Here is a 26,855-nt window from a genome sequence, read left to right as displayed (position 1 = left end):
GACGCGCGGCTCAGCCCTCCTGGCCGGCCGCCCGTCCCTCGCGCACGGCGGCCGCGGCGGCCGACCCGAGCAAGCCGGCGTCGTTGCCGAGCATCGTGAAGGAGTACCCCGCGTCGATCGCGGCCCGCACCGACCGCCCGGTCGCCGCCCCGGCGTTGCCGATCGGCTTGCCGGCGGCGGTGCACGCCTTGATCGTCTGGCTGATCAGCTCGACCACCCGCGGGTCGTCCTCCGTCGTCTCCTCGGAGGTGGACAGGTCGGCGGCCCCGACGAGCAGCGCGTCCACCCCAGGCACGGCGGCGATCGCGCCCGCCGACCGGGCCGCCTCGGCGCTCTCGATCTGCGCGATGAACACCGCCTCCTCCTGGCCGTAGCGCAGGTACTCGGCGCGGTCCATCGCGCCCCAGGCCCCGGCGCGGCTCGTCGAGCCGACGCCCCTGGCGCCCAGCGGCGGGAAGCGGATCGCCCGCACTCCCGCCTCCGCCTGGCCGACCGTGTCCACGTGCGGCAGCATGATCCCTTCGGCCCCGGCGTCGAGGACGCGCTGGGCGATGCCGCCGTCCAGGTTGGGGATCCGGACGATCGGCGCCATTCCCAGGTGGTTGGCGGTGCCGATGAGCCGATACGCCGTCTCCAGGTTCATCGCCGAGTGCTCCAGGTCGATGACCACGAAGTCGAACCCGGCCAGCGCGAGCAGTTCGACGCTCTCCATCACCGGCAGCTTGACCCACGTGCCGAGGGCGGGCCCGCCGGCCCGGGCCAGCGCGGCCCGGAACCGGCTGGTGCGCGCCGTGCTCATGGCGCCGGGTACTCGTCCGCGTTGAGGATCCACCCGGGACGGGCGGAGAAGTCCTTGCGCGGCGGCGAGAAGATGTCGATCAGCTGCTGGTACGGGCCCACGCCCTGCGTGGTGTGGATCGCCGGCGGCGGGATGACGGTCAGCGACGGCGTGCCGACGCGGCCGTGATCCTCGGGCCGCCATTGGGTCGAGTCCGGCCCCCAGGGGTACTGCATGTGGTGGACGAACTCCCCCTTCACCCCCAGCGAGAGCTGTTCGAAGTCGTCGTGGGAGTGTGGGGAGAGCTTGAGCGGGTCCCTGGGGGTGGGCTCTTCCGCGAGGAAGTTCACCATCAGATTGGTGGTACGGAAGATCCGGCCGAACCGCCCCTCGGTGATCGGCGTCTCCGCGAGCCGGTAGACGCGCAGCCGGAAGCCGTCCACCGGGTCCGGCCACGGCACCAGCGGGGCGCAGCGGGGGTCCGGCTCGGCGTAGGCGGCGGCGTTGAAGGCCGCGTCGCGCAGGTCCTCGGCGACGGAGGAGAACACCCGGATGATGGGCCCGTCGGTCAGCGCCTCGATGACGCTGTCCCCCGGCGGCACCACCACGAACGCCTCCTCGGCCACCTCCCGCGTCTCGTCCCCGGCGATGACCCGGATCGAGGCGCTGTCGGAGTACAGCAGGACGGCGTACTCGTCGGGCTGTCCCGCACGCGTGAAACGATCGCCGGCGACGGCGTCGGTCCACGCCAGCACGACGTTCTGCCCGCGGGCCAGCCAGGTCCGGCTCCCGCCCGGGCCGGTCTCGGCGGGCGCGAACTCGGAGAACTCCAGATACTGGGCCGCCCGGATGGGGGTGGACGGATCGACGGCCGTCTGCGCGGCCGGGGCGTTCGCCAACTGGGACCGGAGGTCGTCCTTGGCGTACATCGTCATGTGGTTGCCTCTCGCAGCCGTTACAGCGTGATGTTCTTCGCGCCCTTGAGTGCCAGCATCCGGCGGGCGTCGGCGGGCGTCGCGATCTGTTTGCCCAGGTCGGTGAGCACGTCCCGGACCTTCCGCACCTGCTGCGCGTTGCTCGTCGCCTTCTCGCCCTTGCCGATGTAGAGGTTGTCCTCCAGGCCGACGCGTACGTGACCGCCCAGCCAGGCGCTGTGCGCGCAGAACTGCATCTGGTTGCGCCCGGCGGCGAAGGCGGAGAAGTGGTAGTCGCCGCCGAAGAGCTTGTCGGCGATGGCGACCATGTGCGTGAGGTTGGCGTGGTCGGCCCCGATGCCGCCGAGGATCCCGAAGACCCCCTGGATGAGGAACGGCGGCTTGGCGAGCCCCCGCTCGGCGAAGTGGGCGAGCGTGTAGAGGTGCCCGATGTCGTAGCACTCGTACTCGAACCTGGTGCCGCCCCGTTCGCCCAGCTCCCGCAGCGCGTACTCGATCTGTGCGAAGGAGTTGATGAACGGGTGCCCGTAGGTGTTCTCCACGTAGGGCTTCTCCCACTCGTACTTCCAGTGGGTGATCCGGTCCGCGATGCCGGAGAAGACGAAGTTCATCGACCCCATGTTGAGCGAGGCGAGCTCGGGGCTGAACCGGGTCGCCGCCGCGAGCCGCTCCTCGATCGTCATCGACGACGCCCCGCCGGTCGAGATGTTGATCACCGCGTCGCTGCCTTCGACGATCGGCGGGATGATCTTCTCGAAGACGCTCGGCTCGAACGCCGGCCGGCCGTCCTCGGCATGCCGCGCGTGCAGGTGGATGATCGCCGCTCCCGCCTCCGCAGCGGCGAGGGACTCCTCGACGATCTGCTCCGGCGTGATCGGCAGGTGGTCGCTCTGCGACGGCACGTGAACCGATCCCGTCACCGCCGTACTGATGATCACACGGTCGGTGTCGATCACGCCGGTTCCTCCTCCAGCCCCAGCAGGAACGCGGGATTGGCCGCGATCATCCGGCGGACGTCCTTCTCCGGCACGCCGTGGTCGAGCAGCGCCCCCACGAGGTAGATGTAGCCGTCGACGGGCAGCGGGTTGCCCTTCTGCCCCAGGTCGGAGGAGATGACGGTCCGCTCGGGGCCGACCCGGTCGATCCAGTTCACGAGCTGCTCGATGGGCCAGCCGATGGCGGTCACCTCGGGGTGGTACATGGCGATCTCGTGCTCGATGTAGGCGCCGTAGCGCATCAGCTCCTCGATGTCGTCCTCGGACGCGCCGATGATGAAGTCGGGGTGCTGGACGAGCAGGCGCCGCACGCCCTTGCTCTGGGCGACCTTGAACAGGGCCTTCATCGAGTCGACGTCCAGATGCCCGCCGGTGAGCAGCGTGTCGGTCTCGGCGACGATGTCGACGACCGCGGCGGTGTCCGCCGACACCTTCCCGGACTCGTCGAAGATCGACACCTCCGATTCGAGCAGGTCGATGGCGGCGGCGGGGAACTCGCCGCCGTGGTGGTGGTGATCGATGTGCTGACGGGCGCACGTCGTCGGCGCCCAGACGCACCGCCCGCCCATCCGCAGGCTCATCGCCACGGCCGACCGGTTCATGCCGCCGACCTCGCTGTTGAGCGCGACCCCTCCATACACCGGTGTGGGCGCGTCCGCGAGCCAGGTGCTCATGGCGAGCAGGTCCATGACCGTGTTGTGGTGGTGCGACTTGACGAGGATCGCGCGCATCCCGATGCGCGCCCCGTCGTAGGAGGCCTCGACGTGGTTCAGCCGTCGCGGGAAGGGGCTGGGCCCCGAGTGGCAGTGCAGGTCCACGGCACCGTTCAGGACCTTCAGTACGGCGGGCGAGACGGGCTTGGGGTCCTCGGCTGCAAGCAACATGATCTCCATAAGTGCGGACTACGAACTGGCTGTTCATATTACGGAACACAACTGTCCATGTCTACGTTGTGTGAGACGCCGATCGACCAGCGCCCACCGCACCGGCGGCCCGCACATCGTCGCTGGTCAGCCCGCCTTGCCGAGCGCCGCGCAGTCGCCGTTATCTGCGCAAGGACTGACAGCCCGCACGCCAAACAGGCTCCTGGCGCACCTTGCGGCCCGCACCGGGACTCGCTTTTCACGATCCGGACCGATGCACTGCATCGCGAACTTACGACGGATTGGCTGGGCATGACAGGCCTCCCGCGAGCGGAGGGATACTGTCGTAGGCGCCGCGGCCTGGGGAACCCGCTGCGAGGGGCTCGGCGATGTTGAGTGCCGGCGTTGCCAGGCCAGAAAAGGCGAGCAGGATGCGGGCTGGCCTCAGCTCCGGGGGCTGGACGCCGCGGAGTTGCATGTGACGTATGCCGACCAGGAGGCCGATGACCGACAGGTCGACGCTTGGCCCTACGAGGGGAGCCAGCCACGGTGCCCAGTCGCAGGCCGAGAGCCCAGCAGTTGCCGAAGAACAGTGAAGGTGAGCCTGGCAATGGCCACCATGGTCGTGGTGACGGTACGGTGGGCGAAGCCCGCGGTTGTTACCGGCTGCCCTTCTGGCAGCGGATCCTGTTCCGGCCCAGGGCCAGCCGTGTCCGCTTCACCTTCATAAGCGGAGGGCTCGCGCGCGGGGCGCTCTCCACGCTGGGGAGTACCTGCTTTCTCGTCGTTCGTCGGTTTTCTGGGTAGCGCGCTCGCCGCCGCACCGTCGGCTATGGCCGACCCCTTCGTATCGTCTGAGATGAATGTCACCAGGTCTCCGGGCTGTCAGGCGACGGCCCGCAGGGAACCCGTGAGTGCACGGTCGATGGCGTCGATGAGGTCCTGGTCGACGTAGGGGAGCAGGTGGCCGTACCGGTCGATGGTGGTGGTGATCGACTTGTGGCCCATGCGTCGCTGGATCGCGGCGAGCGGGATGCCTTCGGAGATCAACCAGGCGACGTGCGTGTGTCGTAGGTCGTGGATCCGGGGGCGCTTGGTCAGGCCGCGGCTACACGCGTCGTCGATCGCGGGAATCCAGCGGCGGTCATAGAAGGAGGAGTGACGCCACCACGAACCCGTGGGGGAGTTGAAGACGAACTCCTTAGGCCCCTTACCCGCGATGTTCGGCAGAACCGCGTCCATGACCTCGGAGGACAGGGCGACGGTCCGGCGGGACTGCTTGGTCTTTGGTGGGCCGACCTTGAAGGTGTTGTCCGCCTGCCGCTTCCACGCCCGCCGTACGCGCAGGGTCGGCACGGGCTTGCCGAACGGGTCGATGTCGCGCACCTGTAGCGCGGCCAACTCGGCGTAGCGCAGGCCGGTGCCGACGAAAACGGTGAGCATGTCCCGCACATCCGGCTTGGCGCACGCGCGGATCAGGGCGAACTCCTGCTCGGTGAGGAAGACCATCTCGTCGCCGCCCTCGCCGCCCTCGCCGTCATCCAGACGGGGCAGGCGGGTGCGCGCTGCTGGGTTGGAGGTACGCAGCGGGGGATCGGCCTCGACGGCGTCTTGGAGGATGGCGAACAGGATCCCGTGCAGGTTCTGGATGGTCTTTGGCGCCAGCGGGCGGCGCAGCCACTGCTTGGCATTGACGGGGTCGGCGACGCCGTGCTGGAGGGTGTTGACCCAGGTTCGCACGAGGGTGCGATCGATCGCGTTCCCGTCGCGGATGTCCAGGTCGCCGAAGGTCGGCAGGATGTGGTTGCGCAGATCGCGCTCGTAGTCGTGGCGGGTCCGCTCCTCGATGCCCGACAAGCTGGCTACGAAGGTCATCGCGTAGTCGCGGAACGGGATCGGCTCGACCTCGGGCTCGTCGGCTGCCGGCTCCGGAACTGCGGGGGGGCCAGCCGTACCCGCGGATCCATCCCTCGGGCCAGAGGTGGCCCGCGGCTTCCACCGCGAGTTTGAAGGTGACGGCCTGTGCATTCTGTTCGAAGGTCTCCGACTGGCAGGCGCCGTCACTGATCCCGCCGAGCCTCCAGCGGGCTCGGCAGCTGATCTTCTTTCCCTTGCCGGGACGCTTCTCGATACTCGCCACCAGGCAAGTGTCAGCAGGCCGTCAGTGATCCCAAAGGGAATCGCGGGAAGACGGATGTGCCCAAGATGTGCCCAGACGATCACAGCGATCAGAATGGGATCAAGGGATACCCAGGTCAAGGGCTATGTGATAGTGGAGCGGGTGACGGGAATCGAACCCGCGCTGTCAGCTTGGGAATTGCATGGATCGCGGCCTGTACTGGCGCTGACCTGGGCGCGGAGCCGGTCATGAGTGACCGTGGTTGCCCCCTCGTCACCCTGGGTCGCTAATGGCCCGTCGGTCACCCGCAGGGCCCCCATGCGTACCTCGCTAAATCTCAAGGAAGATGTTCGGATGGGAGAACTGCGTACATCGCTCCGATTGATCGGCTACTGGTGGAGCCCGGACGATCCGGGCTGGCCCAAGGCGCACGAGTGAATCGATGTCGACTGGGGTTCCACAGAACGGGAACTGGTCGCCGCCTACCTCGCGGGCGGCATGCGTGCTCCCTACGCAGCCGGAGGACCCTCTGAGTGCCGGATCTGTGGGTGTGCGAACGGCAACCTAGAGCTGACAGATGGGACGTACCTGTGGCCTGAGGGCCTGAGCCATTACGTCCGGGACCACTCGGTGCGGCTCCCTAAGGAGGTCATCGGGCACGCTCTGAAGTGGATGCATACCGAGAGCTGGGTTGAGGACTCGTCTTGGTGGAGGGAGCAGAAACCTCAACGCGGTAGTCCTCGCAGGAACCGAAGCCGCCGCCCTGTATGCGTGGTCGACTCGCCAGGCAGGCGGTCGGGGTCTTCCTGCGCGGACGTGCGCGTCTCGCATCGCTGATCACCCCGGCTGCCTCGACCCACCGCGGAGCGGCAGCGGGCCGGGGACGGAGGGGCAAGCCCGTCTTCGCGTGTACGCCAGCCAGTCGCCGTTCCTCGGCAATCGGACGTCAAGGGTCACAGACGGGCTTGAGCCGTAGGAGCCGGTCTGCTGGGCTTGCCTGGGTCGTGGTGGGCGGGATGATCAGGCTTCCACCTCAGCCAGCTACGGCCTCGGCAGAGGCGTGGACGATCATCCCGGAGCCGAGGCCCCCGCCGGAGGCAATATTGAGCTTGTCGCTCCCAGACGAGGGGCGAACAGAGTTTCGAGAGGACGCTATGTCGGTTGAGGCGGCTGCGGATTCTTACAAATGGATAACCCATGAAGGCTACGCCGGGCTGCGGGTTTCCGGGTTGTCGGTGATTTTCGTGCGCGATCGGGACCACTCATCGTTGCTAGGAGCGCTGGGCCTGCCTATTCCAGTGGATGAGGCAAGCATGCTCACACCGGGAGGGCCCTTCATCGCGTCCGTCTACGCTCACCCGGCAGGCGCCACCGTGGTCGAACGTGGCGGTTACGTGGGCGCGCTCCGCCCTGTCATGGAGGACCTGTCCACCGGCGCGGTGGCCGCCAGCGTCTCACGGACGTTCGAGACCGACATCTATTTCGCCTACGCGGAAGACGGTGAGGTGATCTCCGCTCTCAACATCGACGATCCGGCAGTCAGGCGCGGGCGCTCGCCCGACGCCATCGCAGCCCACATTGCAGATCTCGGCTTCCCAACTTTCGATGACGACCTTGAAGAAGACGAGGACGAGGGCGAAGAAGAAGACATTTACGCCGCGGTACCCGGCAAACGGCAACTGGCGCTATGCTGCGCGTTGGCTCTGGCCACCCGGCTGACAGGGCTTCGGCTGACGGAGGACCAGTTGGCGGTGCCACTGCCCCGATACCCGACCTCGTCGCTCTACTCCGCAGGCGGAGTCGCGACTCCGATCGTATGAATGCGTCACAGCCCTTTGTGTCCGTGGGCCCGTTTATCCTCCGGGCTCGGGCCTTGCTCGTTCACTGAATCAAAGATGACAGCGGTTACGGCTGGTGGCACAGACTGGGTGGCCCTCCCTGCTCGCTGAGCGGCGCTGCGCTGTGGCCGCTGGCTTGTGCGGGATACGGCGTGGCAGGCGTACGGCGGGCGGCCCGAGCCGCCGCCGGCCGGGACCGGCCCCCAGATGTCAGGCTGCGATCTCAGATGTCTTCTTGGGTTCGCCTCCCGCGCGATGCGACCACGCGGTTGCTTCGTCGTATTTTGTGCCCGTCTTCAGGCACCCGTGGAGGATTCCCACCAGCCGGTTGGCGAGTTGGCGGAGAGCCGCATGATGGCCTACCTCGCGTGCTCGCAGCTCGTCGTAGTAGGCGCGGGCGCCGGGTGAGGCGCTCAATGCGGCGAATGCCTGAGCGCCCAGGGCGTCGATGAGCCGGTCGTTGTGCACGAATCGTGCCAGCACAACCTTCTTCTTGCCGGAGGCCCTGGTGATCGGGCTGGTGCCGGCATAGTTCCTGCGGGATTTGGCGTTGTCGTAGCGGTTGGGGTCGTCGCCGAACTCACCCAGCACCCGGGCACCGAGTAGATGTCCCAGGCCGGGTTGGCTGAGGTAGATCTCAGCGTCCGGGTGCCGGCCGAAATGCGCTTCGACCTGGTCTTCCATGGTCTTGATTTGCTCGTTCAAGGTGACCAGGATCGCTGCTTGGGCACGCACCGAGGCGGCGTAGGCGGCAGTGACGACCTCGGGCTGGCCCAGGTGATCAGCCCGCAGGGCCACCTGAATCGCCGAGGCCTTGTCGGCCACGTTACGGCGCCGGGCTCGCCTAAGTGCCGCGCTGATCTGCTCAAGGGTCAGTTCGGCCGCCGACGCCGGATCCGGTGCAATCGCCAGCAACGCCAAGGTGTCAGCCCTGGTCAGGTCATCGAAGGCGGCCAGAGCCGCAGGGAAGTACTCACGCAACGCATGGCGGAGCCGCTGCACGTGACGGGTGCGCTCCCAGACCAGCGTCTTATGCGCCCGGGCCACTACCTTGATCGCCTCACCCTGAGGCGTATCACCGGCGATCACCCGATGCTGATACCGATCGGTTCGCACCATGTCGGCCAGCGTGCGCGCGTCCGCGGCGTCGCTCTTGGCCCCCGAGACGCTGTGCCGCTCGCGGTACCGTGCCACCGACAACGGATTCACCGCATACACCCGGTAGCCCGCCGCGATCAACGCCTGCACCCACGGACCTCGATCGGTCTCAATGCCGATCACCACCTGATCCGCCTCGACGCCCTCGGCCACATGCCGGCCGATCAACTCATGCAGTTTCGCGATCCCGGCGACGCCTTCCTCCAGCCGCGCTTTGCCCAGCCGTCGTCCCGTCTCGTCATGCAGCTCGACATCATGGTGCTCCTCAGCCCAGTCATCCCCGACGAACAGCACCTCAGTTCCTCCCAGTCAGTGACGGCACCCTGGTCCAGCAGCTCGCGGGAGAATGTCCGCAACCTAATGATCTAGTGCTCACGGCCGACTGCCCGGCACGACATCCCATCAGCGATCAACTCTCCCGACCACCGACAGGGGCACGATCTGGGGGTAGAACTCCCCGCAAGGGTCCCGGCCGCACGAGTGCTCACCTGTCGACGGCTACCGTTACCGAGTCTGCCCGAAGCTCAAAGCTGACCCGGTAGCTCTCATTAGGCCGCACGCCCGGACGCCGAGCGGGCGACGGCCCGCGAGGCGGCGCGCAGCGCCGCCGCCTTGACCTGGAGGCCGGGACCGTGCGCGTTCGGGCGGCTTTCGTCGAGCGCTCCACGGGGGAGCTGGTTCTCGGCCCGCCCAAGTCCAAGGCGGGCCGGCGGGTGGTCGGCATCCCCGAGGGGATCATTCCGGCCCTGCGTGAGCACCTGGCGACCTACGTCCAGGACGAGCCGGGCGCGCTCGTCTTTCCCGGTGCCAAGGGCGGGCCGCTGCGGCGTAGCGGCTTCAACACCCGTACGCGCTGGGTCGATGTCGTCAAGGACATGGGCATGCCGGGCCTGCACTTCCACGACCTTCGGCATACGGGCAACATGCTCGCAGCCGAGTCGGGCGCGGGGCTCAAGGACCTCATGGCCCGGATGGGTCACGACAACGTCCGGGCGGCCATGATCTATCAGCACGCCGTACGCGGCGCGGACAAGGTGATCACCGATGCGATCAACAAGCAGCTCCAGGCGCGGGACGTGACCGACGAGATGCCCGCAGGTTGATCCACGGAGCTAATGGCCCGCTAATGGCCTGCGAAGATCAAAGAGCCGCAGAAAGAATCAAGGCCCGGGTCGGGATTCTCTTCCTGACCTGGGCCTTCGCTCGTGGAGCGGGTGACGGGAATCGAACCCGCGCTGTCAGCTTGGGAAGTCTTTCAGGATTATGCGCTCTGAGCTGGGAGTACGTTGACCTGGGCCTACGGCGGTCGAGTCACCGTGAGTCCCCGCAGCTCCCCACTGATCGCCAATCGAACGGGCACGCCACGGGCACGCCATCATGTTCCTGCCGCTAGCGAGATCGCCAGCGTAGACTCGGAGTATGAGCGCCGGGCATGCGCATGAGGAGCTTCATCACCTGGTCGACCGGCTGTCGCCGGACCAGGCGGGTCGGCTGCTGCGGTTGGTCAAGACAGACCCGGAACTCGCTGAGGCCGCGAACGAAGATTTGTCGGAACCGGTACGGCGTCGCCGACTGTCGATCGCGGGAATCGGCGCATCCGGAGAGGGCGATCTGTCAGAACGGGTCGAAGATCTGCTGGCGGAGCGATTCAATCGGTCGGTGTGACCGCTACGCTCCTGGACACAGGGCCGCTGATCGCCGTTGTCGATCGCGATGACAAGCACCATGCCTTATGTGTGCGACTCCTTGAGCAGTTGGAAGGGCCGTTGCTTCTTCCTTCGACCATCCTGATCGAGGCTGGTTGGACGATCAACAGGCACATGGGACCGGCCGTACACGCGCAGTTCCTTGATCTCGTCACGGAAGAGTTCGAGCTGGTCGATCTGCTTGCCGCTGACGTACGACGTATGGCCGAACTCGTCCGGCTCTACAAGGATGCTCGCCTCGACCCTGCAGATGTGTCCGTGGTCGCAATCGCCGAGCGTCTGGGAATCACACAGATCGCGACGATCGACCGGCGCGACTTCGGCCTAATCCGGCCCCGGCATGTGGCCGCGTTCAGGCTGCTGCCGGAGGTGCTCGCTTAGATCTTGGAGCGGGTGACGGGAATCGAACCCGCGCTGTGAGCTTGGGAATAGGCTACTGATCTTGCCGTGCTGAGCTGGGAAAACGGGGTGCAGGTCAGGGCTGGCCGATGACCGTGAGTCCCCGTGATTCACCGCCGATCGCCGTCCGTTCTGGCACGCATCTGGCACGTGATCTAGCGCTGTGTCAGGCAGCGTATTTCCCTGGGGAGGTGTGGACCAAGATGGCTGGAAGGGAAGACAGCATGTCGTCGGTTTCGTCGTCGTGGCACCATATCGACGCCTGGCTGGCGGCGCATGCGCCGGTCACTCTGGCGATGCTCAATCCTCCGGCGACTGCGGAAGCGGTGGAGTCGGCTCAGCAGGTGCTGGGGATGCGTTTCCCCGACGAACTCACAGAGTCGTTGAAGTGTCACGACGGGGCGATCGATTGGATGAGCCTGTTTCCGGAACAGCAATCACCGCTCTCCGTAGCGGGCATTGCAAGGCAGTGGCAGATCCATATGGAGACGGCGTCAGACAGTGACGGCTTCGTCAGGCGGCCCTGGGACGATGAGCCCTGGTGGCATTCCCGGTGGATCCCCTGGGGGGAGACCGCTGACGGCGTCGTGCACATCATCGATCTCCGCCCCGGTCCTGACTGCGGCCGGCTCGGGTGGGCTGGCCACGATGGCTGCGACTTCTCTGATTCGTGTCCGAGCCTGGGCACGTATCTGCGCGAGGTGTCTCAAGCCCTATATCTCGGATGCGGCGTCCGCGGCATGTACCCCTACCTGACCTCGAACGGGCAACTGTGGTGGGACCTGGGTGAAGACTGCCGTTCGCTGGACGGCGAACCGCTTCTACCCGCGCCAGTGGGCCTAGGCTGATCGGCAGTGCTCTCAAAGAATGGAGCGGGTGACGGGAATCGAACCCGCGCTGTCAGCTTGGGAATTGCATGGATCACGGCCCGTAGGGGCGCTGACCTGGGCGTGGAGCCGGTCACGAGTGACCGTGGTTGCCCCCTCGTTCCCCTGGCTAATTGCACGCTAATTGCACGACGATCAGCCTGTGACCTGGCCCTTCCCGTGCGGCGCGCACGCCTCCGCCTCCTGATCACCCCGTCTGCCGTCGACCCGCCCGAAGGGGAAGCGGGCCAAGGCCACCGGGTCCAGGTGGAGCGCCCTACTGGACGAACGACCTGGACCCGGTGGCCTTGGTCTGCTCGGCTTGTCCCGGGTCGATGGCGGACGGGGCGATCAGGCCCTCTACCTCAGCTAGGTACGGCCGGCCACGATGAGCAGGCCCTTGGTGATCACCCCGGAGCCGGAGTGCCCCCGCCGGAGGCGGCTATTCACAGCGGCGCTTCCCATGACGAACCCCATTCGTCATCATCCTCTAACACGTTGTCGTCCATTCGATCGTGGACAATCTGGCTGACTCGCTCGTGGGTGATCTGCTCCCCGGCTTCCAAGGCAGCTAGAACGTCTGTAAACGCTCCAGCCAAAGACGAGCTCTCAGGGTCATCCCACGCAAGCCCGTACATTGCCGCGTAAAGAGCGGTGATCAGTAGGGCATTTGCACGGGTTGGGTTATCATCTTTGCTTCGCGTCCACCGACCCTCGCTGTCTTGCGAGAGACCCAGAACTGGTAGTAGCGCTTCAGCCTCGGAGATAGAACACCCTACAAACTTGGAGAACTCCTGAATGTTCCAGATCTCTCGGGTGTCTGCGAGGTCCTGGACATCGCCGATAGTACCGGCTCTCTTCTGAAGCCGTTCCTTGAGGCCGAGAATAGTGCGCTTTCCAGCCTTCCAGACGGAAGCTAAAGCGTGCAGGCCATCTGCTACCCCGCCGATCCGTGCGAGGACTTTTTCGGCAGCTAGAAGCGCTACGCCTATCTGAGTCCAGTCGAGATGGTCAAACGCGCCTGCAGGGCTCGATGGGAAGAGGTAGATCTTGTGAGGATCACCTTTGATGAGGTCCTTCTGGGCGGCTATCTCTAGCGTGCCCATAGGTACCGTGGTTACCCTCTGTCCCCACTGCACTTGCCCTTCCTCATTGAGAATGGGCGCAGTAATCAACCGAGCTTCCCGGCCCTCATCTGCGTTGTCTGCACGGAAGAATGCAACTTCATGCACAGCTTCGGAGACCGGCCGCAGGGCCCATTCGCTGACTGGACGCTCCTCGGACTCCCAGATGTGGGCTGTGACTCCCAGCGTCGCGGCAGCCTGATTCAGGACGTCTCCGAGGGTTGTTGCCGGGTCAACCTCGAAGCTGACGCGGGGGAGATCAAGCCACCTGGCGTCGCGGCTTCCCGCTTGTGTTGCAAGGTCCTGTGGGCACGACCAGGCTCCGAAAGGTGCGCCAGCCACAGCTACTTCGACTCGCATGGCAGGAGGCTAGAGGGGGGACTGCGTCTCGCGGGTGGGTATGCGGATTCGGATGCGAAATCGAGTCACGGAGGCGGTCCAAGCCGCCGGCGGCCGGGACCGGCCCCCAGGCCGCATGCCCGGCCGCCGAGCGGGCGCAGGGCCGCGAGGCGGCGCGGAGCGCCGCCCCTTGACTATTAAAAGAACAATTCGGCAGCAACGTGGAAGGGTCGAGTGTAGCGAACGCGATGGTTAGTAGCGGAGCAGTCGGAAAGAAAGCGCCGCTGTTCGTAGGCGAAGCGCTTTTTGAAGGCTCACTCGTACTGTAGGTAGAATCGCTCTACGGAATCCATAATCAAGTCGGCTGGATCCTCTCCTCGTTCTTTCATGTAGAGCATCTCTATTAGATGCTCTACGGTTATGAAAAGGATTACTTTGCCGTCCTCGCTATAGATTGTGTTCCGCTTGATGTGTGCTGCATCGTTTGGTTTTTTGTTGCTGACGATGAGCGCGAGGCGACCCATCGGCCGGTTGAGGTAGTTTCGCGTCTGGTTGACCTCTTCCTTTCCTATTTCCTCATCCTTGTAGTTCTTAAACTCAACAAGAACCATTCGAGCATTTAGCTCTTGCAGTAAGTGTCCCCAATGATTGGATGTATCTAAATTGCGATTGGGGAATACGGCGTCGCGTCTGTCGATTCCAGAATAGCTTCGCGCCTGCTCGATTGGCTCGGATAGTGGAGGGACGAAGAGAAACCGCAAAGTAGCGAGGGCGGCGTCTTCGAACTCTCGCCAGCCCTCTCTCCCCGCCGGGCACGCTTCCAGTCTTTTGCGTAAACTATCTGGCGTGACGGTCACGTCTGACTACTTTGCAGAGATGGGGGGAAAGTATTTTGATACGATATTCGGTCTGCCAACCAATAGGCGCCTTAATTCTGGCCCTTCTATGACCCTAATCCAGATGCCCATAGAAAGCGAGTATTCGTCTAAATACTCTCTGGTTGGAGATGTGAGCCGACCATTTGTTACGAGCAATCCGCGCGCGCGCTTCCCTACAACGTCCATCAGCAGCCGTTGCACGGTGTGGACGGTTGCTCGCCCTCCTCGTGCGTAGAGCTTTGCCTCCACCAGCCACCTTGTGGTCTCGGAGGCCCCGAAGGGATCAGTGCTGCTGTAGTCGGCCCTGAAGTCATACGACTCCACCCCATAAGAATCACCTCGAACCTTGAATCCATATGATTCGAGAAAGTCTCGTGTTAGCTCTTCAAATTTGCGGGGTGTAAGCGCTGAGAAGTCTATGACCTTGTATCCAGTTAGCAACCCTCTAATAGAGCGAATCCCTGCGGTGTAGTCGGTGCTAAGGTCGATAATTCGGCGCTCGTGGAGCGGGCTCGGTATGTCGCAAGTGACAAGGAGTGCTGGGATTAGATCTATCGAGCGGCGATCCAGCTCGGCAACAAAAGTATCAGTTACCGCGCTTGCATGTGTGGAGCCATCTAGCAGATTCGGCGACAGGAGTATCATTACAACGTCGCTCGGCTTTATGGATGTGGATAAATTCTCCAGCGAGGCAACACTGTCAAATGTTCGAACTAGGGGCGCTAGCTCTATGTTAAATCCATCAGCTTGTAAATGCCGTGAAAGGCGAACAGCGCTGTGTGTGTCTTCTTCGGCAAAGGCGATGAACGTTCGAAGATTTGAAGTAGTCACCGCTTTAGTCTAGTAGGTCGCTGCGGCGATTAACTAGGGCCTTGCGTGCAATCTGATAGCGCTCGTGGAACTCTTCGGCGACGGCTTCGCGGCGGTAGCGCTGGCGTAGGACGCGGTCCAGGTCTCCGGCTCGGTTCACGAGGTCGGTGAGGGACTTGCGTTCGATGTCGAAGGCCGCCATGCCCTGCTCGACGGCGGCGTCAAGGTCTCCGCGTCGGGCGTGGACGATGCCGAGGTCTATGTGAGCGTCGGCAACCCGCATCGGTGCATTCGAAGTGCCATCGGGGCGGGTGTGCATCTGGATCGTCTCAAGGGCGTGTTCCTCGGCCCGGTCGTTGTCCTCCAGCCAGGTGTACGCCGTGGCCGCGTAGAACACCCACTTGGCGTGGTCGAACACGAAGTGGTGATCCGGGTTCTCGGGGAGCGGCAGCTTGGCGAGGATGTCGGCCCCGCGCGACAGCGCCTTGTCGGCTTCGCGGCGGTCGCCGATGCGGGCCAAGCCGCGGGCTTCTTGCAAGGTGAGCTGTACCTGCGCGCTGGATTGGCCGGCGAGGGCCTGGCCCTGGCGGGCGGCCGTGACAACGTCCTCGTATCGACCTTCGACCAGGGCGAACCATGCGGACATCTCGTGTGCCCAGCCCATGAGTTCGCCGTGCCCGACCTGGCGGCCCATCTCGTAGGCGGCCTGGCGGGCCGTCTCGGCTTCCTCGCGCTCACCCAGGTCGTAATGGACGCAGCCGAGCAGGGCGGTAAGCCATCCGGTGATGACCAGCAATTCGCGGTGCTGGTCGAGTGTGATCCTGCCTGACAGGAGCCGGGTCACCTGGGCGAGGCGCTTTTGTGTCCGGTCGCGCAACGTCGCGGCGGGAACAACCGGGTAGGCGCGGCACAGCAGATCGACAGCCTCGGCGAGGGCTTCGAGAGTGCCGGTTCCAACATCAGACGCCTGGAGCTGCTGGGCAAGTTCCATCGTGCCGTACAGCTCGGCCTCGGCCCGAAGCGCGTCGACCGGCATGACGTGTGCCTCGATGAGACGGCTATTGCCGTTGCCTCTCTTTGTGGGAGAGAAGCCGAGATCTTCGGGCTGTAGTCCGGTGGCTTGAGTCAGTGCGAGCCGGAATGGCGCACGGGGCCAGGAGACTTCGCCGGCCTCCCATCGCCTGATGCGTTCTTCATCGACGGCGAGACGTTCCTTGATGCCCACAGGGGTCCGGTTGATCCGCTCGGCGAATTCGGCGCGGGTGAGCTGTTGCGCGTTGCGCCATGCGCGGAGTTGGACATTCGGGATGCTGTCTGGCATCTCGGGGTCTTCCTCCCGTCGGGGGGTCATCAGGGGGTTAAGAGGGGGGCTTTTCGGGGGTCCTATCGCGCTCGCTTTGCCGGTGGACTTGCCATCAACCAACCACGGTACGTCAAGCGGCTTCCCGCCACAGGGAACGCCGGATGAACGAGGAGATGGCGACGGTGACCCGGCCAGACGAGAACAGCGAGGCAAGACCCTGTCCTTCGTGTCGGGGGCGTGGCACCAAGCAGTGCCATTCACGCCGTCAGCTTGTCGTCGGCGGCGAAACCAGTGACGATCGCGACTCGGGTGGGGAGCGGGAGTGCCTCGACTGCCTCGGAAACGGCCGGGCCGAAGGGAGCGGAACATGAATCCGATCGAGGTTGCGGCGGTGGCCTACATGAACCGAAGCGACGAGGCGGACAAGCTCATCCGACTGCGTGACGCGCTGACCCGGCTCAGCATCAATGCTGAGCTGCGTGACAACAACACGGCGCTGATGGTCCAGCCGCCGAGTGGGCGCGGGATGCCGGTGTGGGTCTTCGTCGGCTACGGCGGCCAGTACTACTCATGGAACTCGGCAGGCAGGCGGCACCCGGTGTCCGATCTGGAGGGCGCCGCGAAGGCGATAGCCGCCTACATCTGCCGCTGAAGCGGGCGCGGCGAGGCAGTTGAGCCGACGACGGGTCGGCAGCCATCAATCCCTGCCTCGTCGCGCTCTTGATCTCCGGCAGGGCCACAGTGACTCGCCCCCGTGTCTCCCCGTGTGGTCCTGCCGGTCCCCTCCGCCTGGACTGCGAGTGCAGCCGAACGAGGTGACAGAAGCATCGAGCCGGTCTAGGCTCAAACTTGGTAAAACAACCTGTCGGCTGCTGGACGGTCGTGATGTCTCTAGAGTCCGTGCCTCCGAAGTATGCACAGCTTGTGCAGACGCTTCAGCGGCGTATCGAAGCGGGGGACTACCCTCCCGGAACCCTCCTGCCGAGCGAGAATCAGCTCATCAATGAGTTCGGCGTCTCCCGTCCGACCGTCGTGGCGGCCCTGCGCGTGCTCCGGGAACAGGGCTGGATCGAGTCCCAGCAGGGCAAGGGACGTTTCGTGCGGGGCCGCCCTGCCCTCGCCTCGCTCGAACAACCCCGGCCCGGCCACGCCTACCTCACCAGCGCCGAGACGCCCTCGGCCGAACTACTGGAAGTCGGCGCGGTAGCCGTGCCGAACAGGATTGCCGCTCTGCTCGACCTATCGCCCAAGAGTAAGGCGTTCCTCCGTCGCCGACTGGTCTCACGCGGCGATGAGCCTTCCGAGATCGTCTCGCTGTGGCTGCCCCTCGACCTGTCGGAGGGGACGAACCTCACGAGCGCTGAGCCACTGGCCCAGGGCATCCGCGAGCACATCCAGGCCCGCAAGGGCGTCCGGTTCGATCACATCATCGAACAGATCACGGCACGGATGCCTACCTCTGACGAGGTCAAGCAGCTCGGCATGCCCAAGAACACGCCGGTCCTCGACGTCTATGCGGCTGTACGTGACCCCGGCGGCCGGCCCCTTGCCGTGCTGGCCGTCGTGCTGCCTGCCGACCGTCACGAGCTGGAGGACGCCTATCCCATCGGGTAGGAACGCCTCACCTCCGGAGCCCACTTAGCTTAGGCACTTGACCTAGCAAGTGGGCTCTCTTATGCTCAAGGCACTCGATAGGTTAAGTGCCTATCAGTCGAGAGAGGAGGATGCCTTATGGCTCTACAAGGTCCGATCCCCGTCAGCTTCGCCATGGTCTTCCCGCACGGCTGCTACCTCGTCGGTGAGGTGGAGGCGGTCAAGGACTTCGACGCCTCGACCAACGGCCGATTCGTGCAGGCGCGGGACAAGCAGAGCGGCGAACTGGTCTGGCAGATCGCCGTCATGGACGCCGACCCCCAGGTCAAGCCCGCTCAGAAGACCGTCGCCGTAAAGATCATCGCCCCGGTCCAGCCGGTTCCCCCGGCACCGGTCGCGGGGCTGCCGTTCACGCCGGTCGAGTTCGACGGCGTCACCGTCACCCCGTACGTGAACGGAAACGGCCGCTTGGCCTACTCCATCCGCGTCCGGGAAATGCGGCCGCCTCGGATGGGCTCGGCCAAGTCCGGACACACGGGCGGCAAGGAGGCGGCGGCGTGAACTGGCGGCCGTACACGCACCTGTCGATGTCGGTCGATCCCGGTGAGCGTCCCCGCATCGGCGTCTCGTTCTACGGCTCGATCACTGCGGCCAGCGCGCGAGTGCTGGAGTCGGGGCGGCCGTACCTGGTCCTGGAGTCCGGCGAGGCGGACGTGACGGTCTCGGCCACTGGGGCGGCCGGGCCGGTCACCGCCGAAGACCTGGACATCGCCCGGCAGATCTTCAACGCCGCTGCCCGGTATCTGGCCGACTGCGAGCGCCTGCACGCCGACCACACCGAACACGCGCAGGTCACCGGCCCGGCGGCCTGACACGAAGCGGGGCCGCTGGAACTGGCATTCCAGCGGCCCCCGGATCTCTCACACACGCCAATGCCTGAGAGGACACCAAGCCTAATGTTCAAGAACCTTCCCGGCGACGAGGCACGCAACCTCGTCTCCACCACACCAGACACCGCCGTGGTCTTCCGCCCGGCCGTCATGCAAACTCCCGCCATCGTCACCCTCGTGATCTGGCTGTCCCACCTGCTCACGGGCCTGGTCCGCCTCCTCGTGCGGCATCCGGTCGCGGTGGCCGTCCCGGTCGGCCTCGGGGTGATCTGGACCCTGTACGGCTGGCGGCTGGCCCTGGTGATGGCCGCTTTCCTGCCCTCGGCCGGGCTGTCGTGGCTGCTTCTGGATCGGGCCTCGTTCCTAAGGTTGGTCGGCTGGCCGCTGCTGGCCTGGTGGCGGCTCGTTGCCGTCTACCGGCGGCACTGGCAACCCGTGATGGTCGTCTCCGGCCTGGGGCGGCACATCCGGGGCCGCGACTACCTGCCCCGCCTGGTCCGGGTGGAGTGCGACGGCTGGGCCGACCGCGTGAGCGTGAAGATGCTCCACGGCCAGGCCGTCACCGATTGGGCCGACCGCATCGAGCACCTGGCGCACGGCTTCGGCGCTCCCTCTTGCCGGGTGGCCGTCGCTCGGGCCGGGCGGCTCGTGCTCACCTTCCCCCGGCGCGACCCGCTCGCCGAACCCCTTCCCGCCGTTCCTATCCCTGAGGTGGCGGAGGTGGGGCCGGTCGAAATCGGCCGGTGTGAGGACGGCTCACCGATGCGGCTCAAGGTCCACGGCACGCATGTCCTGATCGCGGGCGCGACCGGGGCCGGTAAGGGCTCCTACCTGTGGTCGACAATCCGCGGGCTCCTCCCCGCGATGCGGGCCGGGCTGGTGCAGGTCTGGGCGCTCGACCCCAAACGGATGGAACTGTCCTTCGGCCGGGCGCTGTTCGGTGCGAGATACGCGGCCGATCCGAAGGAGTGCGCCGACCTGCTCGACGAGGCCGTGAGCGTGATGCAGGAGCGGGCCGATCGGTTCGCCGGCCTCCAGCGCTCCCACACACCGACCACCGCTGACCCGTTCGTCCTGGTGCTCGTCGACGAGGTTGCATTCCTGACCGCCTACCAACCGGACAAGCAACTCCGTCAGCGCATCACGGCGGCCCTGGCCACTCTGACCACGCAGGGCCGGGCGGTGGGCGTCGGGGTCATGGCCGCGCTCCAGGACCCGCGCAAGGAGGTCATGAACATCCGCAACTTGTTCCCCGACAAGATCGCCCTCCGGCTCGATGAGTCCGAGCAGGTGGACATGGTCCTCGGCGACGGAGCCCGCGACCGGGGTGCACTGGCTGATCACATCTCACCCGTCCCGGAGCTGGGCGCGGGCGTCGGCTACGTCCGTCTCGAAACCTCGCCTGACCCGGTGCGGGTGCGGGCCGCGTACGTCTCCGATGCCGACATTCGGGCGATGGTCGCTGAGTTCGCGGGGGTGGGCCGATGATGCGCCTTGCCCACATCCTCGACGGGCTGCGCTGCTCGGGCTGCGGCGCGCTGGATGTGCTGTGGCTCGACCCTGTGCGCGGCATCGTCGAGTGCCACGAGTGCGGCGAAAAGGCCGCCGTGATGGTCGATGGTCTCGGTCCGGCCGACCTCCTCGACCCCCTCAGCGCGTGGGACGGTGACCGGTGACCAACCCGAACGACCGCTCCACACCGCGCGCCGTGCGGATGGCTCAACCGCTGGCCCGTGAGGTCGTGGAAGAGATCGCCAAGCAGTACGGCGTCTGTATTCGGCCGGTTCCGCTGCGGCGGCAGGACATCGTCACCGGTCAGGTTGAGGTCATCGACGTGCCCTGCGGGGCGACGCTGGAGAGCAAGTGCCCGCCGTGCGCCAAGCGCAACCGCCAGCTTCGCCGGGCGCAGTGCCGGGAGGGCTGGCACCTCGACCACGAACCCGTGAACCTGCCCGACAATGCCGACGACTATCAGCGTCACCTCGTGGAGCTGCGGGCCGACGCCCAAGCTTGGCGGGACGAGGTCGAGAAGGCCGGCGGCGACACCACCGACCTGGACGCTGCCATTGAGGACCTGGACGAGGAGATCAACCGGGCGGGCATGCGCGGCAACGTCCTCGGCCGCACCTCCGGCAAGCGCACGCGCTCGACCAAGCGGCGGCAGGACGCCCCGGACCTGCCCAAGCGGCAGATGACCAAGACCACACTCGGGCGGACTTTCACCGGCTCGGACGGCAAGACCTACCGGCCCTCCATGTTCGTCACGCTGACCATGCCCTCCTACGGACGAGTTTTGGAGGGTGCGCCCGTCCATCCGGACACCTACGACTACGCGCGGGCGGCCCGCGACGCGCTGCACTTCTCCAAGCTCGTCGACCGCTTCGTGCAGAACCTCCGCCGAGTGGCGGGCTATGACGTGCAGTACTTCGCCACCGTCGAACCTCAGAAACGGCTCGCGCCGCACCTGCACATGGCGATCCGCGGCACCCTTCCGCGTGCGGAACTGCGGCAGATCATCGCCGCGACCTACCACCAAGTGTGGTGGCCGTCCACTGATGTCGTGCGGTTCGAGGGAGATCACCTGCCGGTCTGGGAGGACGGGGCCGGCTACCTCGACCCGGCCACGGGGGAAGTCCTGCCGACCTGGGAACAGGCCCTCGACCAGCTCGACGCCGACGAGGACGCCGAACCTTTGCACGTGCTCCGGTTCGGCGACCAGCTCGACATTCAGAGCGTCCTCGCGGGAACCCCGGACGCCGACCAGCTCATCGGCTACCTGTCCAAGTACCTGACCAAGTCCCTCGGCGACGCGCTCGGCACCGACGACCCACGCCGCAAGGCGCACGCCGAACGGCTGCTCGACGCGCTGCGGTTCGAGCCGTGCTCGCCGACGTGCCCGAACTGGCTGCGGTACGGCGTCCAGCCCAAGGGCGCCAAGCCGGGGATGGCCCCTGGGCGGTGCAGGGGCAAGGCGCACAAGCCCGATCACCTCGGCTACGCGGGCCGTCGCGTCCTGGTCTCCCGCAAGTGGTCCAACAAGACCCTCACCGAGCACAAGCAGGACCGGCGCACCTGGGTCCTGGAAGCCCTCGGCGTTCCTGACGAGCCGGTGGACCCCCACCGCTACATCTGGCGACCGGTCAAGCCCGGTGATCCCGACCTGGCCCCCATCGGCGTGCGGCTCCTGCGCTCGATCCACGAACGCCAGCGCTGGCGCAACCACATGAACCAACTCCAGGTACTCGGAGACGGCCAAGATCTTTCGGCAACTGAAGGGAGGGCAGCATGAGCAAGACCCCGGCGAGGCCACCCGCTGACCGCCTGCTCACGGTCGCCGAGGTCGCCGAACGGCTCGGTACGACCGAGCGCTTCCCCCGGCGGCTCATCGAGGAACGCCGGATCGCCTTCGTCCGCCTCGGAAGGAAGGTGCGCATCCCTGAATCCGTGCTGAACGAGTTCATCGCCGCTGGCATGGTGCAGCCCATCACCATGAGGACCGGGAGGGCGGCATGAGCAAGCGGCGGTTCGGCCGTGTTCGGCAACTTCCCTCGGGCCGGTTCCAGGCGCGCTATCCGGGGCCTGATGGCCTCGACCGTCCCGCGCCCACGACCTTCGCCAGCAAGCGTGAGGCCGACATCTGGTTGACCAAGAAGGAAGCCGAGATCCACTCGGGGGACTGGCTGAACCCGGACCGGGGCAAGGTCAGCTTCAAGGAGTACGGCGCGGCCTGGGTGGACGAGCGGCCGGGCCTGCGGCCCAAGACGGCACAGCTCTATGAGGGGCTGCTTCGCCTTCACCTGGTCCCGACTTTCGGCAATCAGGCCATGAACGAGATCCGAGAGGCGCACGTGCGCAAGTGGCGCAAGAGCCTCTTGGACGGCGGCGTCGGCGCGGTCACCGTGGCGAAGGCGTATCGGCTGCTTAAGGCGATCTTCAACACGGCGATAGAGGACGGGCTGATCAAGTCGAACCCCTGCAAGATCAAGGGGGCGGGCAAGGAGGAATCGCCGGAACGGCCGGTGCTGACCATGAAGCAGGTCTTCGCCCTGGCCGACGCGATCGATCCCCGATACCGCTTGTTGATCCTCCTGGCGACCTTCGCGAGCCTGCGATGGGGCGAACTCGCGGCCCTCAAGCGGAAGAACGTCGATGCGGAGGCCGGGACGATCCGCGTCACCGGGACCACGACCGAGCTCAAGGATGGGTCGGTCACGATCGGGCCGCCCAAGTCGGAGGCCGGCAAGCGCATCGTCAGCGTCCCGGCCGTGCTGCTCCCCGATCTCCGGGCGCACCTGGAGACGTACGCCGAAGCGGGGGATGAGGGCTTCATCTTCGTCGGGCCGAAGGGCGCCCAGCTCCGGAGGGCGAACTTCACCCGGACATGGAGCAAGGCACTCAAGGACGCGAAGCTCAGCGGCTTCCACTTCCATGATCTCCGTCACACTGGGAACACGTTCGCCTCACAGTCCGGCGCGACTCTGCGGGAGCTGATGAACCGCATGGGGCACTCGACCACGCGGGCCGCGCTGATCTATCAGCACACCGCGATGGAGCGGGACCGGGCCATCGCCGACGCGCTCGGGAAGCTCGCCGAGGAGGCGCTGAGCAAGCAAGATCCAGACGGATCGGGCACGTAACGGGCACGGAAGATCGAGATGACCCCGAAAACAATCAAGGCCCCGGTCGGGAATCTGTCCCTGACCTGGGCCTTCGGGCTTGGAGCGGGTGACGGGAATCGAACCCGCGCTGTCAGCTTGGGAAGCTGATGTTCTGCCATTGAACTACACCCGCGTGACGGGCTGTGGAGCCCGTCGCTGCCCCTACTGTAGCGGATCCGGGGCGTGCTCCTGCAGCCCCGACGCGAAGATCCGCGACACCCGCCGCTGAAATGGCCTACTAGCCTTGCATCCGTGCTGCTTTCCGATCGTGACCTTCGTGCCGAGATCGAGTCGGGCAGGGTGAAGCTCGACCCGTACGACCCGGCGATGATTCAGCCGTCCAGCGTCGACGTGCGACTGGACCGCTACTTCCGGGTGTTCGAGAACCATCGTTACCCGCACATCGACCCCGCGATCGAGCAGCCCGATCTCACCCGGCAGGTGGAACCGGACGGCGACGAGCCGTTCATCCTGCATCCGGGCGAGTTCGTGCTCGCAAGCACGTACGAGGTGATCAGCCTGCCCGAAGACATCGCCTCGCGGCTGGAGGGCAAGTCGAGCCTGGGCCGGCTGGGCCTGCTGACGCACTCGACGGCCGGCTTCATCGACCCCGGCTTCGAGGGACATGTCACACTCGAACTGTCCAACGTCGCCACGCTGCCGATCAAGCTGTGGCCCGGGATGAAGATCGGGCAGCTGTGCATGTTCCGGCTCAGCTCGCCCGCCGAGTTCCCGTACGGCTCGGACCGGTACGGCTCGCGCTACCAGGGGCAGCGGGGGCCGACCCCGAGCAGATCGTTCCTGAACTTCCACCGCACCAAGATCTGAAGCGTCTGAGGCAACAAGTGTGTCACGGGAGCCGTTCTGGGCAGCGGGAAGGGGAAGAGTAGGTTACAAGCGGGCTTGTATGGCCTGAACTTCGCATTTCCACTGGTAACCCGTACCCTTCTCTGCGGACCGTCCCCGCACATCTGGAGAAACGACGTGCGCCTGCGTCTCACGCCCCGTGAGGACAGCTACTACGACTTGTTCGCCGACTCGGCGAACAACCTCGTCACCGCATCGCGTCTGCTGGTCGAGATCATCAGCGACGGTTCGGACCGGGAGGCTCTGGCCGAGAAGATGCGCGCCTGCGAACACGCGGGCGACGAGCGCACTCACGCGATCATGAACCGGCTCAACGAAAGCTTCATCACGCCCTTCGACCGTGAGGACATCTACCGCCTCGCGTCGAATCTCGACGACGTGATGGACTACATGGAGGCCGCGGCCGACCTGATCGTCCTCTATCAGATCGACCACCTGCCCAAAGAGGTCGTACGTCAGGTGGAGGTCCTCGAACGGGCAGCCGAGCTGACCGCGGACGCGATGCCGCGCCTGCGCGGGATGCAGCACCTCAACGAGTACTGGATCGAGATCAACCGGCTCGAGAACCAGGCTGACCAGGTCTACCGCAGGTTGCTGGCGAAGCTGTTCAGCGGCGAGTACGACGCGCTGACCGTGATGAAGATGCGCGAGGTCATCGAGCAGCTCGAGCTCGCGGCCGATGCCTTCGAGCACGTCGCGAACACGATCGAGTCGATCGCGGTCAAGGAAAGCTAAGTGGAGCTCGCGCTTGTCATCGGCGTGGTCGTCATCGCGCTGGTGTTCGACTACACCAACGGTTTCCACGACGCCGCCAACGCCATCGCCACCTCGGTCTCGACCCGCGCCCTCACGCCCCGTCTGGCGCTGCTCATGGCCGCGGTCATGAACTTCATCGGCGCGCATCTGGGCACGTCGGTCGCCTCGACCGTGGGCAAGGGGATCATCGCACCTCCGGACGGCAGGCACGGCCTGATCATCGTCGGCGCCGCGCTGATCGGGGCCATCGTCTGGAACCTCATCACCTGGTACTTCGGCCTGCCATCGTCCTCCAGTCACGCTCTCATCGGCGGCCTGATCGGCTCGGCCCTGGCCGCGACCGAGGCCGTGAAATGGGGCGGGGTGGTCGAGAAGGTCGTCATCCCGATGGTGCTGTCCCCGGTCGTGGGCTTCTTCCTGGGCGCGCTCATCATGATCGCGATCTTGTGGATCTTTCGCAAGGCCAATCCCCACAAGGCGGGCAAGGGGTTCCGGTACGCCCAGACGGTGTCCGCGGCCGGGATGGCCCTCGGCCACGGCCTGCAGGACGCGCAGAAGACGATGGGCGTGATCTTCCTCGCTCTGGTCGTCGGAGGGTACGTCCCCCAGGACTCGGACATCCCCGAGTGGGTCATCACGGCGTCGGCGCTGGCGATCTCCCTCGGCACCTACGCCGGCGGCTGGCGCATCATGCGCACGCTGGGCCGCAGGATCATCCACCTCGACCCGCCGCAGGGCTTCGCGGCCGAGGCGGCGGCGGCCGGCGTCCTCTACACGGCGGCGATCGGGTTCGGCGCGCCGATCTCGACCACGCACACGATCACCAGCGCCATCATGGGCGTCGGCGCCACCAAGCGGCTGTCGGCCGTGCGGTGGGGCATCGCCGGCAACATCGTGACCGCGTGGGTCCTGACGATCCCGGCCGCGGCCGTCGTCGCCGCGATCGGCTACTTCATCCTCAATCTCATCCTCGGATAGAGGACGCTCCTCCACAGACGGGCCGGCCCCCGGAAGGGGACCGGCCCGTCGGCGTTCACCGCCGGTACATCACGTCGGTCTTCCACCGGGTGAACCCGAGCGACTCGTACAGCCGGACCGCCGCGGTGTTCTCCTCGTCCACGTAGAGAATGACGTGACCGAGGCCGAGCGCCCGCAGGTGCGCGAGCCCGGCCAGGGTCAGCGCCCGGCCGAGGCCCGTGCCGCGCTCGCCGGGCGCGACCCCCACCACGTAGACCTCCCCGACCGGCTCGTCGCCGTCGTGCACCTTGGTCCAGTGGAAACCCGCCAGCGCGTCTCCCCGTACGGCGAGGAAGAAGCCGGCGGGGTCGAACCACGGCTCCCGCTCCCGCAGTTCGAGGTCGTCGAGGGTCCAGGAGCCCTGCTCGGGGTGGGTGGCGAAGGCCAGCGCGTTGAGCGAGAGCCACGCCTTCTCATCGCGCCCGGGCTCGAACGCGCGCAGCCGTACGCCCTCCGGGAGGGCGGCGGCGGGCAGGGGCTCGGCCAGCGGGCGGCGCATCTGCCACAGCGACCGCACCCGGGCCAGGCCCGCGCTCGCGGCGAGACGGGCGGCGCCGGGCAGGTCGCCGTGCGCCCACAGGCGCAGCCGGCCCCCGCTCGCCTCAAGCGCGGCGCCGAGCAGCCGCCGGCCCAGGCCGCGCCGGCGGTAGGCGGGATGCACCACGAGTTCGCCGCTCGGCCCCTCCTCGGGGTCCGCCGGATCCAGGTGGGCGAAGCCCGCGACGTTCTCGTCCTCGTACAGCAGTACGGCTCTCGCGCCCGGCTCGGCGCCGTGGCGCACCTGAAGCATCACGTGCTCGTTGAGCGGACCGACACCATCGGCCTCGGCGGCCGCCTCCACCAGGGCGAGCACCGCCGCCACCTGCTCGTCATCGAGCCGTTCCGTGATCTCCACGCGTACGTCCATGTCTGGCACGATAGGTGAAGGTCAGGCGATTCTCGTACCGGGCTTCGGCAATAGAC

The 26,855-nt window shown here is 66.2% G+C and carries 28 protein-coding genes and 1 tRNA gene; 17 read left to right on the top strand and 12 right to left on the bottom strand.

Annotation, left to right across the window (positions count from 1 at the left end; translation table 11 throughout):
* Window positions 1-10: 10 nt before the first annotated feature.
* From HHX30_RS34160 to HHX30_RS34140, 5 genes are all read right to left on the bottom strand, one after another.
* Window positions 11-799, bottom strand: coding sequence for an HpcH/HpaI aldolase/citrate lyase family protein (locus HHX30_RS34160; protein ID WP_169987429.1), 789 nt, complete (start codon window positions 797-799; stop codon window positions 11-13).
* A complete protein-coding gene (locus HHX30_RS34155) occupies window positions 796-1,713 on the bottom strand; it encodes a hypothetical protein (RefSeq protein ID WP_211593040.1) in 918 nt (305 codons plus the stop codon). The genes HHX30_RS34160 and HHX30_RS34155 overlap by 4 nt, the downstream gene beginning before the upstream one ends.
* 20 nt (window positions 1,714-1,733) lie before the next feature.
* Window positions 1,734-2,669, bottom strand: a complete 936-nt coding sequence (locus HHX30_RS34150) for a 3-keto-5-aminohexanoate cleavage protein (RefSeq protein WP_169987428.1) — start codon at window positions 2,667-2,669, stop codon at window positions 1,734-1,736.
* Complete coding sequence (locus HHX30_RS34145) at window positions 2,666-3,592, bottom strand: DUF6282 family protein (protein WP_169987426.1); 927 nt, start codon at window positions 3,590-3,592, stop codon at window positions 2,666-2,668. Before HHX30_RS34145 ends, HHX30_RS34150 begins: the two co-directional genes overlap by 4 nt.
* A gap of 864 nt (window positions 3,593-4,456) precedes the next feature.
* The gene (locus HHX30_RS34140) at window positions 4,457-5,446 is read right to left on the bottom strand and encodes a site-specific integrase (RefSeq protein ID WP_169987424.1); all 990 of its coding nucleotides are present in this window, start codon (window positions 5,444-5,446) and stop codon (window positions 4,457-4,459) included.
* Between the two features lie 1,398 nt (window positions 5,447-6,844).
* On the opposite strand from HHX30_RS34140, the gene HHX30_RS34135 reads away from it, so the two are divergent.
* Window positions 6,845-7,510, top strand: coding sequence for a DUF6461 domain-containing protein (locus HHX30_RS34135; protein WP_169987422.1), 666 nt, complete (start codon window positions 6,845-6,847; stop codon window positions 7,508-7,510).
* Window positions 7,511-7,738: 228 nt separating this feature from the next.
* On the opposite strand, the gene HHX30_RS34130 is transcribed toward HHX30_RS34135, so the two are convergent.
* Window positions 7,739-8,980 carry an IS110 family transposase gene (locus HHX30_RS34130; RefSeq protein WP_169987420.1) on the bottom strand — a complete coding sequence of 414 codons (1,242 nt, stop codon included), beginning with the start codon at window positions 8,978-8,980 and terminating at the stop codon, window positions 7,739-7,741.
* 323 nt (window positions 8,981-9,303) lie between these two features.
* On the opposite strand from HHX30_RS34130, the gene HHX30_RS34125 reads away from it, so the two are divergent.
* The 4 genes from HHX30_RS34125 (at window position 9,304) to HHX30_RS34110 (ending at window position 11,639) form a co-directional block, all read left to right on the top strand.
* Entirely contained in the window at window positions 9,304-9,789 is a 486-nt protein-coding gene (locus tag HHX30_RS34125; RefSeq protein WP_249350744.1) for a tyrosine-type recombinase/integrase, read from the top strand.
* A gap of 316 nt (window positions 9,790-10,105) precedes the next feature.
* Window positions 10,106-10,351, top strand: coding sequence for a hypothetical protein (locus HHX30_RS34120; RefSeq protein ID WP_169953045.1), 246 nt, complete (start codon window positions 10,106-10,108; stop codon window positions 10,349-10,351).
* Window positions 10,348-10,773 carry a PIN domain-containing protein gene (locus tag HHX30_RS34115; protein ID WP_169987416.1) on the top strand — a complete coding sequence of 142 codons (426 nt, stop codon included), beginning with the start codon at window positions 10,348-10,350 and terminating at the stop codon, window positions 10,771-10,773. Before HHX30_RS34120 ends, HHX30_RS34115 begins: the two co-directional genes overlap by 4 nt.
* A gap of 209 nt (window positions 10,774-10,982) precedes the next feature.
* Window positions 10,983-11,639, top strand: coding sequence for an SMI1/KNR4 family protein (locus HHX30_RS34110; RefSeq protein WP_211593039.1), 657 nt, complete (start codon window positions 10,983-10,985; stop codon window positions 11,637-11,639).
* Window positions 11,640-12,103: 464 nt separating this feature from the next.
* On the opposite strand, the gene HHX30_RS34105 is transcribed toward HHX30_RS34110, so the two are convergent.
* The 4 genes from HHX30_RS34105 to HHX30_RS34090 form a co-directional block, all read right to left on the bottom strand.
* Window positions 12,104-13,141 carry a hypothetical protein gene (locus HHX30_RS34105; RefSeq protein WP_169987414.1) on the bottom strand — a complete coding sequence of 346 codons (1,038 nt, stop codon included), beginning with the start codon at window positions 13,139-13,141 and terminating at the stop codon, window positions 12,104-12,106.
* A 293-nt stretch (window positions 13,142-13,434) separates the two neighbouring features.
* A complete protein-coding gene (locus HHX30_RS34100) occupies window positions 13,435-13,977 on the bottom strand; it encodes a hypothetical protein (RefSeq protein ID WP_169987412.1) in 543 nt (180 codons plus the stop codon).
* 6 nt (window positions 13,978-13,983) lie between these two features.
* Window positions 13,984-14,829, bottom strand: coding sequence for a restriction endonuclease (locus tag HHX30_RS43535; protein ID WP_169987410.1), 846 nt, complete (start codon window positions 14,827-14,829; stop codon window positions 13,984-13,986).
* A 4-nt stretch (window positions 14,830-14,833) separates the two neighbouring features.
* Window positions 14,834-16,129 carry a helix-turn-helix domain-containing protein gene (locus tag HHX30_RS34090; protein ID WP_169987408.1) on the bottom strand — a complete coding sequence of 432 codons (1,296 nt, stop codon included), beginning with the start codon at window positions 16,127-16,129 and terminating at the stop codon, window positions 14,834-14,836.
* A gap of 349 nt (window positions 16,130-16,478) precedes the next feature.
* Between HHX30_RS34090 and HHX30_RS34085 the strand changes: the two genes are divergently transcribed.
* The 9 genes from HHX30_RS34085 (at window position 16,479) to HHX30_RS34045 (ending at window position 23,231) form a co-directional block, all read left to right on the top strand.
* Window positions 16,479-16,763 carry a hypothetical protein gene (locus tag HHX30_RS34085; protein ID WP_169987406.1) on the top strand — a complete coding sequence of 95 codons (285 nt, stop codon included), beginning with the start codon at window positions 16,479-16,481 and terminating at the stop codon, window positions 16,761-16,763.
* A gap of 272 nt (window positions 16,764-17,035) precedes the next feature.
* Window positions 17,036-17,725, top strand: coding sequence for a GntR family transcriptional regulator (locus HHX30_RS34080; RefSeq protein ID WP_211593037.1), 690 nt, complete (start codon window positions 17,036-17,038; stop codon window positions 17,723-17,725).
* Between the two features lie 117 nt (window positions 17,726-17,842).
* Window positions 17,843-18,265: a plasmid replication, integration and excision activator gene (locus HHX30_RS34075; RefSeq protein WP_169987402.1), complete on the top strand. Its 423-nt coding sequence runs from the start codon at window positions 17,843-17,845 to the stop codon at window positions 18,263-18,265.
* Complete coding sequence (locus HHX30_RS34070; protein WP_169987400.1) at window positions 18,262-18,576, top strand: hypothetical protein; 315 nt, start codon at window positions 18,262-18,264, stop codon at window positions 18,574-18,576. The genes HHX30_RS34075 and HHX30_RS34070 overlap by 4 nt, the downstream gene beginning before the upstream one ends.
* A gap of 84 nt (window positions 18,577-18,660) precedes the next feature.
* Complete coding sequence (locus HHX30_RS34065) at window positions 18,661-20,082, top strand: FtsK/SpoIIIE domain-containing protein (RefSeq protein ID WP_169987398.1); 1,422 nt, start codon at window positions 18,661-18,663, stop codon at window positions 20,080-20,082.
* Window positions 20,079-20,270 carry a hypothetical protein gene (locus tag HHX30_RS34060; protein ID WP_169987396.1) on the top strand — a complete coding sequence of 64 codons (192 nt, stop codon included), beginning with the start codon at window positions 20,079-20,081 and terminating at the stop codon, window positions 20,268-20,270. Before HHX30_RS34065 ends, HHX30_RS34060 begins: the two co-directional genes overlap by 4 nt.
* Entirely contained in the window at window positions 20,267-21,883 is a 1,617-nt protein-coding gene (locus HHX30_RS34055; RefSeq protein ID WP_169987394.1) for a replication initiator, read from the top strand. The genes HHX30_RS34060 and HHX30_RS34055 overlap by 4 nt, the downstream gene beginning before the upstream one ends.
* Window positions 21,880-22,107, top strand: a complete 228-nt coding sequence (locus tag HHX30_RS34050; protein WP_169987392.1) for an excisionase family DNA-binding protein — start codon at window positions 21,880-21,882, stop codon at window positions 22,105-22,107. The genes HHX30_RS34055 and HHX30_RS34050 overlap by 4 nt, the downstream gene beginning before the upstream one ends.
* Complete coding sequence (locus HHX30_RS34045; protein ID WP_169987390.1) at window positions 22,104-23,231, top strand: tyrosine-type recombinase/integrase; 1,128 nt, start codon at window positions 22,104-22,106, stop codon at window positions 23,229-23,231. Before HHX30_RS34050 ends, HHX30_RS34045 begins: the two co-directional genes overlap by 4 nt.
* Window positions 23,232-23,311: 80 nt before the next feature.
* Here the strand turns inward: HHX30_RS34045 and HHX30_RS34040 are convergent.
* Window positions 23,312-23,385: transfer RNA gene (locus HHX30_RS34040), tRNA-Gly, on the bottom strand.
* A gap of 119 nt (window positions 23,386-23,504) precedes the next feature.
* Here HHX30_RS34040 and dcd point away from each other — a divergent pair.
* The 3 genes from dcd to HHX30_RS34025 all read left to right on the top strand — a co-directional run bounded on the left by dcd (window position 23,505) and on the right by HHX30_RS34025 (window position 25,853).
* Window positions 23,505-24,080: a dCTP deaminase gene (dcd, locus tag HHX30_RS34035; RefSeq protein ID WP_169987388.1), complete on the top strand. Its 576-nt coding sequence runs from the start codon at window positions 23,505-23,507 to the stop codon at window positions 24,078-24,080.
* 156 nt (window positions 24,081-24,236) lie between these two features.
* Complete coding sequence (locus HHX30_RS34030) at window positions 24,237-24,854, top strand: DUF47 family protein (protein ID WP_169987386.1); 618 nt, start codon at window positions 24,237-24,239, stop codon at window positions 24,852-24,854.
* Window positions 24,855-25,853: an inorganic phosphate transporter gene (locus HHX30_RS34025; protein ID WP_169987384.1), complete on the top strand. Its 999-nt coding sequence runs from the start codon at window positions 24,855-24,857 to the stop codon at window positions 25,851-25,853.
* Window positions 25,854-25,908: 55 nt separating this feature from the next.
* On the opposite strand, the gene mshD is transcribed toward HHX30_RS34025, so the two are convergent.
* A complete protein-coding gene (gene mshD / locus HHX30_RS34020; protein ID WP_169987382.1) occupies window positions 25,909-26,799 on the bottom strand; it encodes a mycothiol synthase in 891 nt (296 codons plus the stop codon).
* Window positions 26,800-26,855 lie beyond the last annotated feature (56 nt).

The organism is Microbispora sp. H10836, from assembly GCF_012999525.1.
GTDB lineage: Bacteria > Actinomycetota > Actinomycetes > Streptosporangiales > Streptosporangiaceae > Microbispora.
The sequence above is the reverse complement of the archived record's forward strand: the minus strand, read 5'-3'. Positions and strand labels throughout refer to the sequence as shown.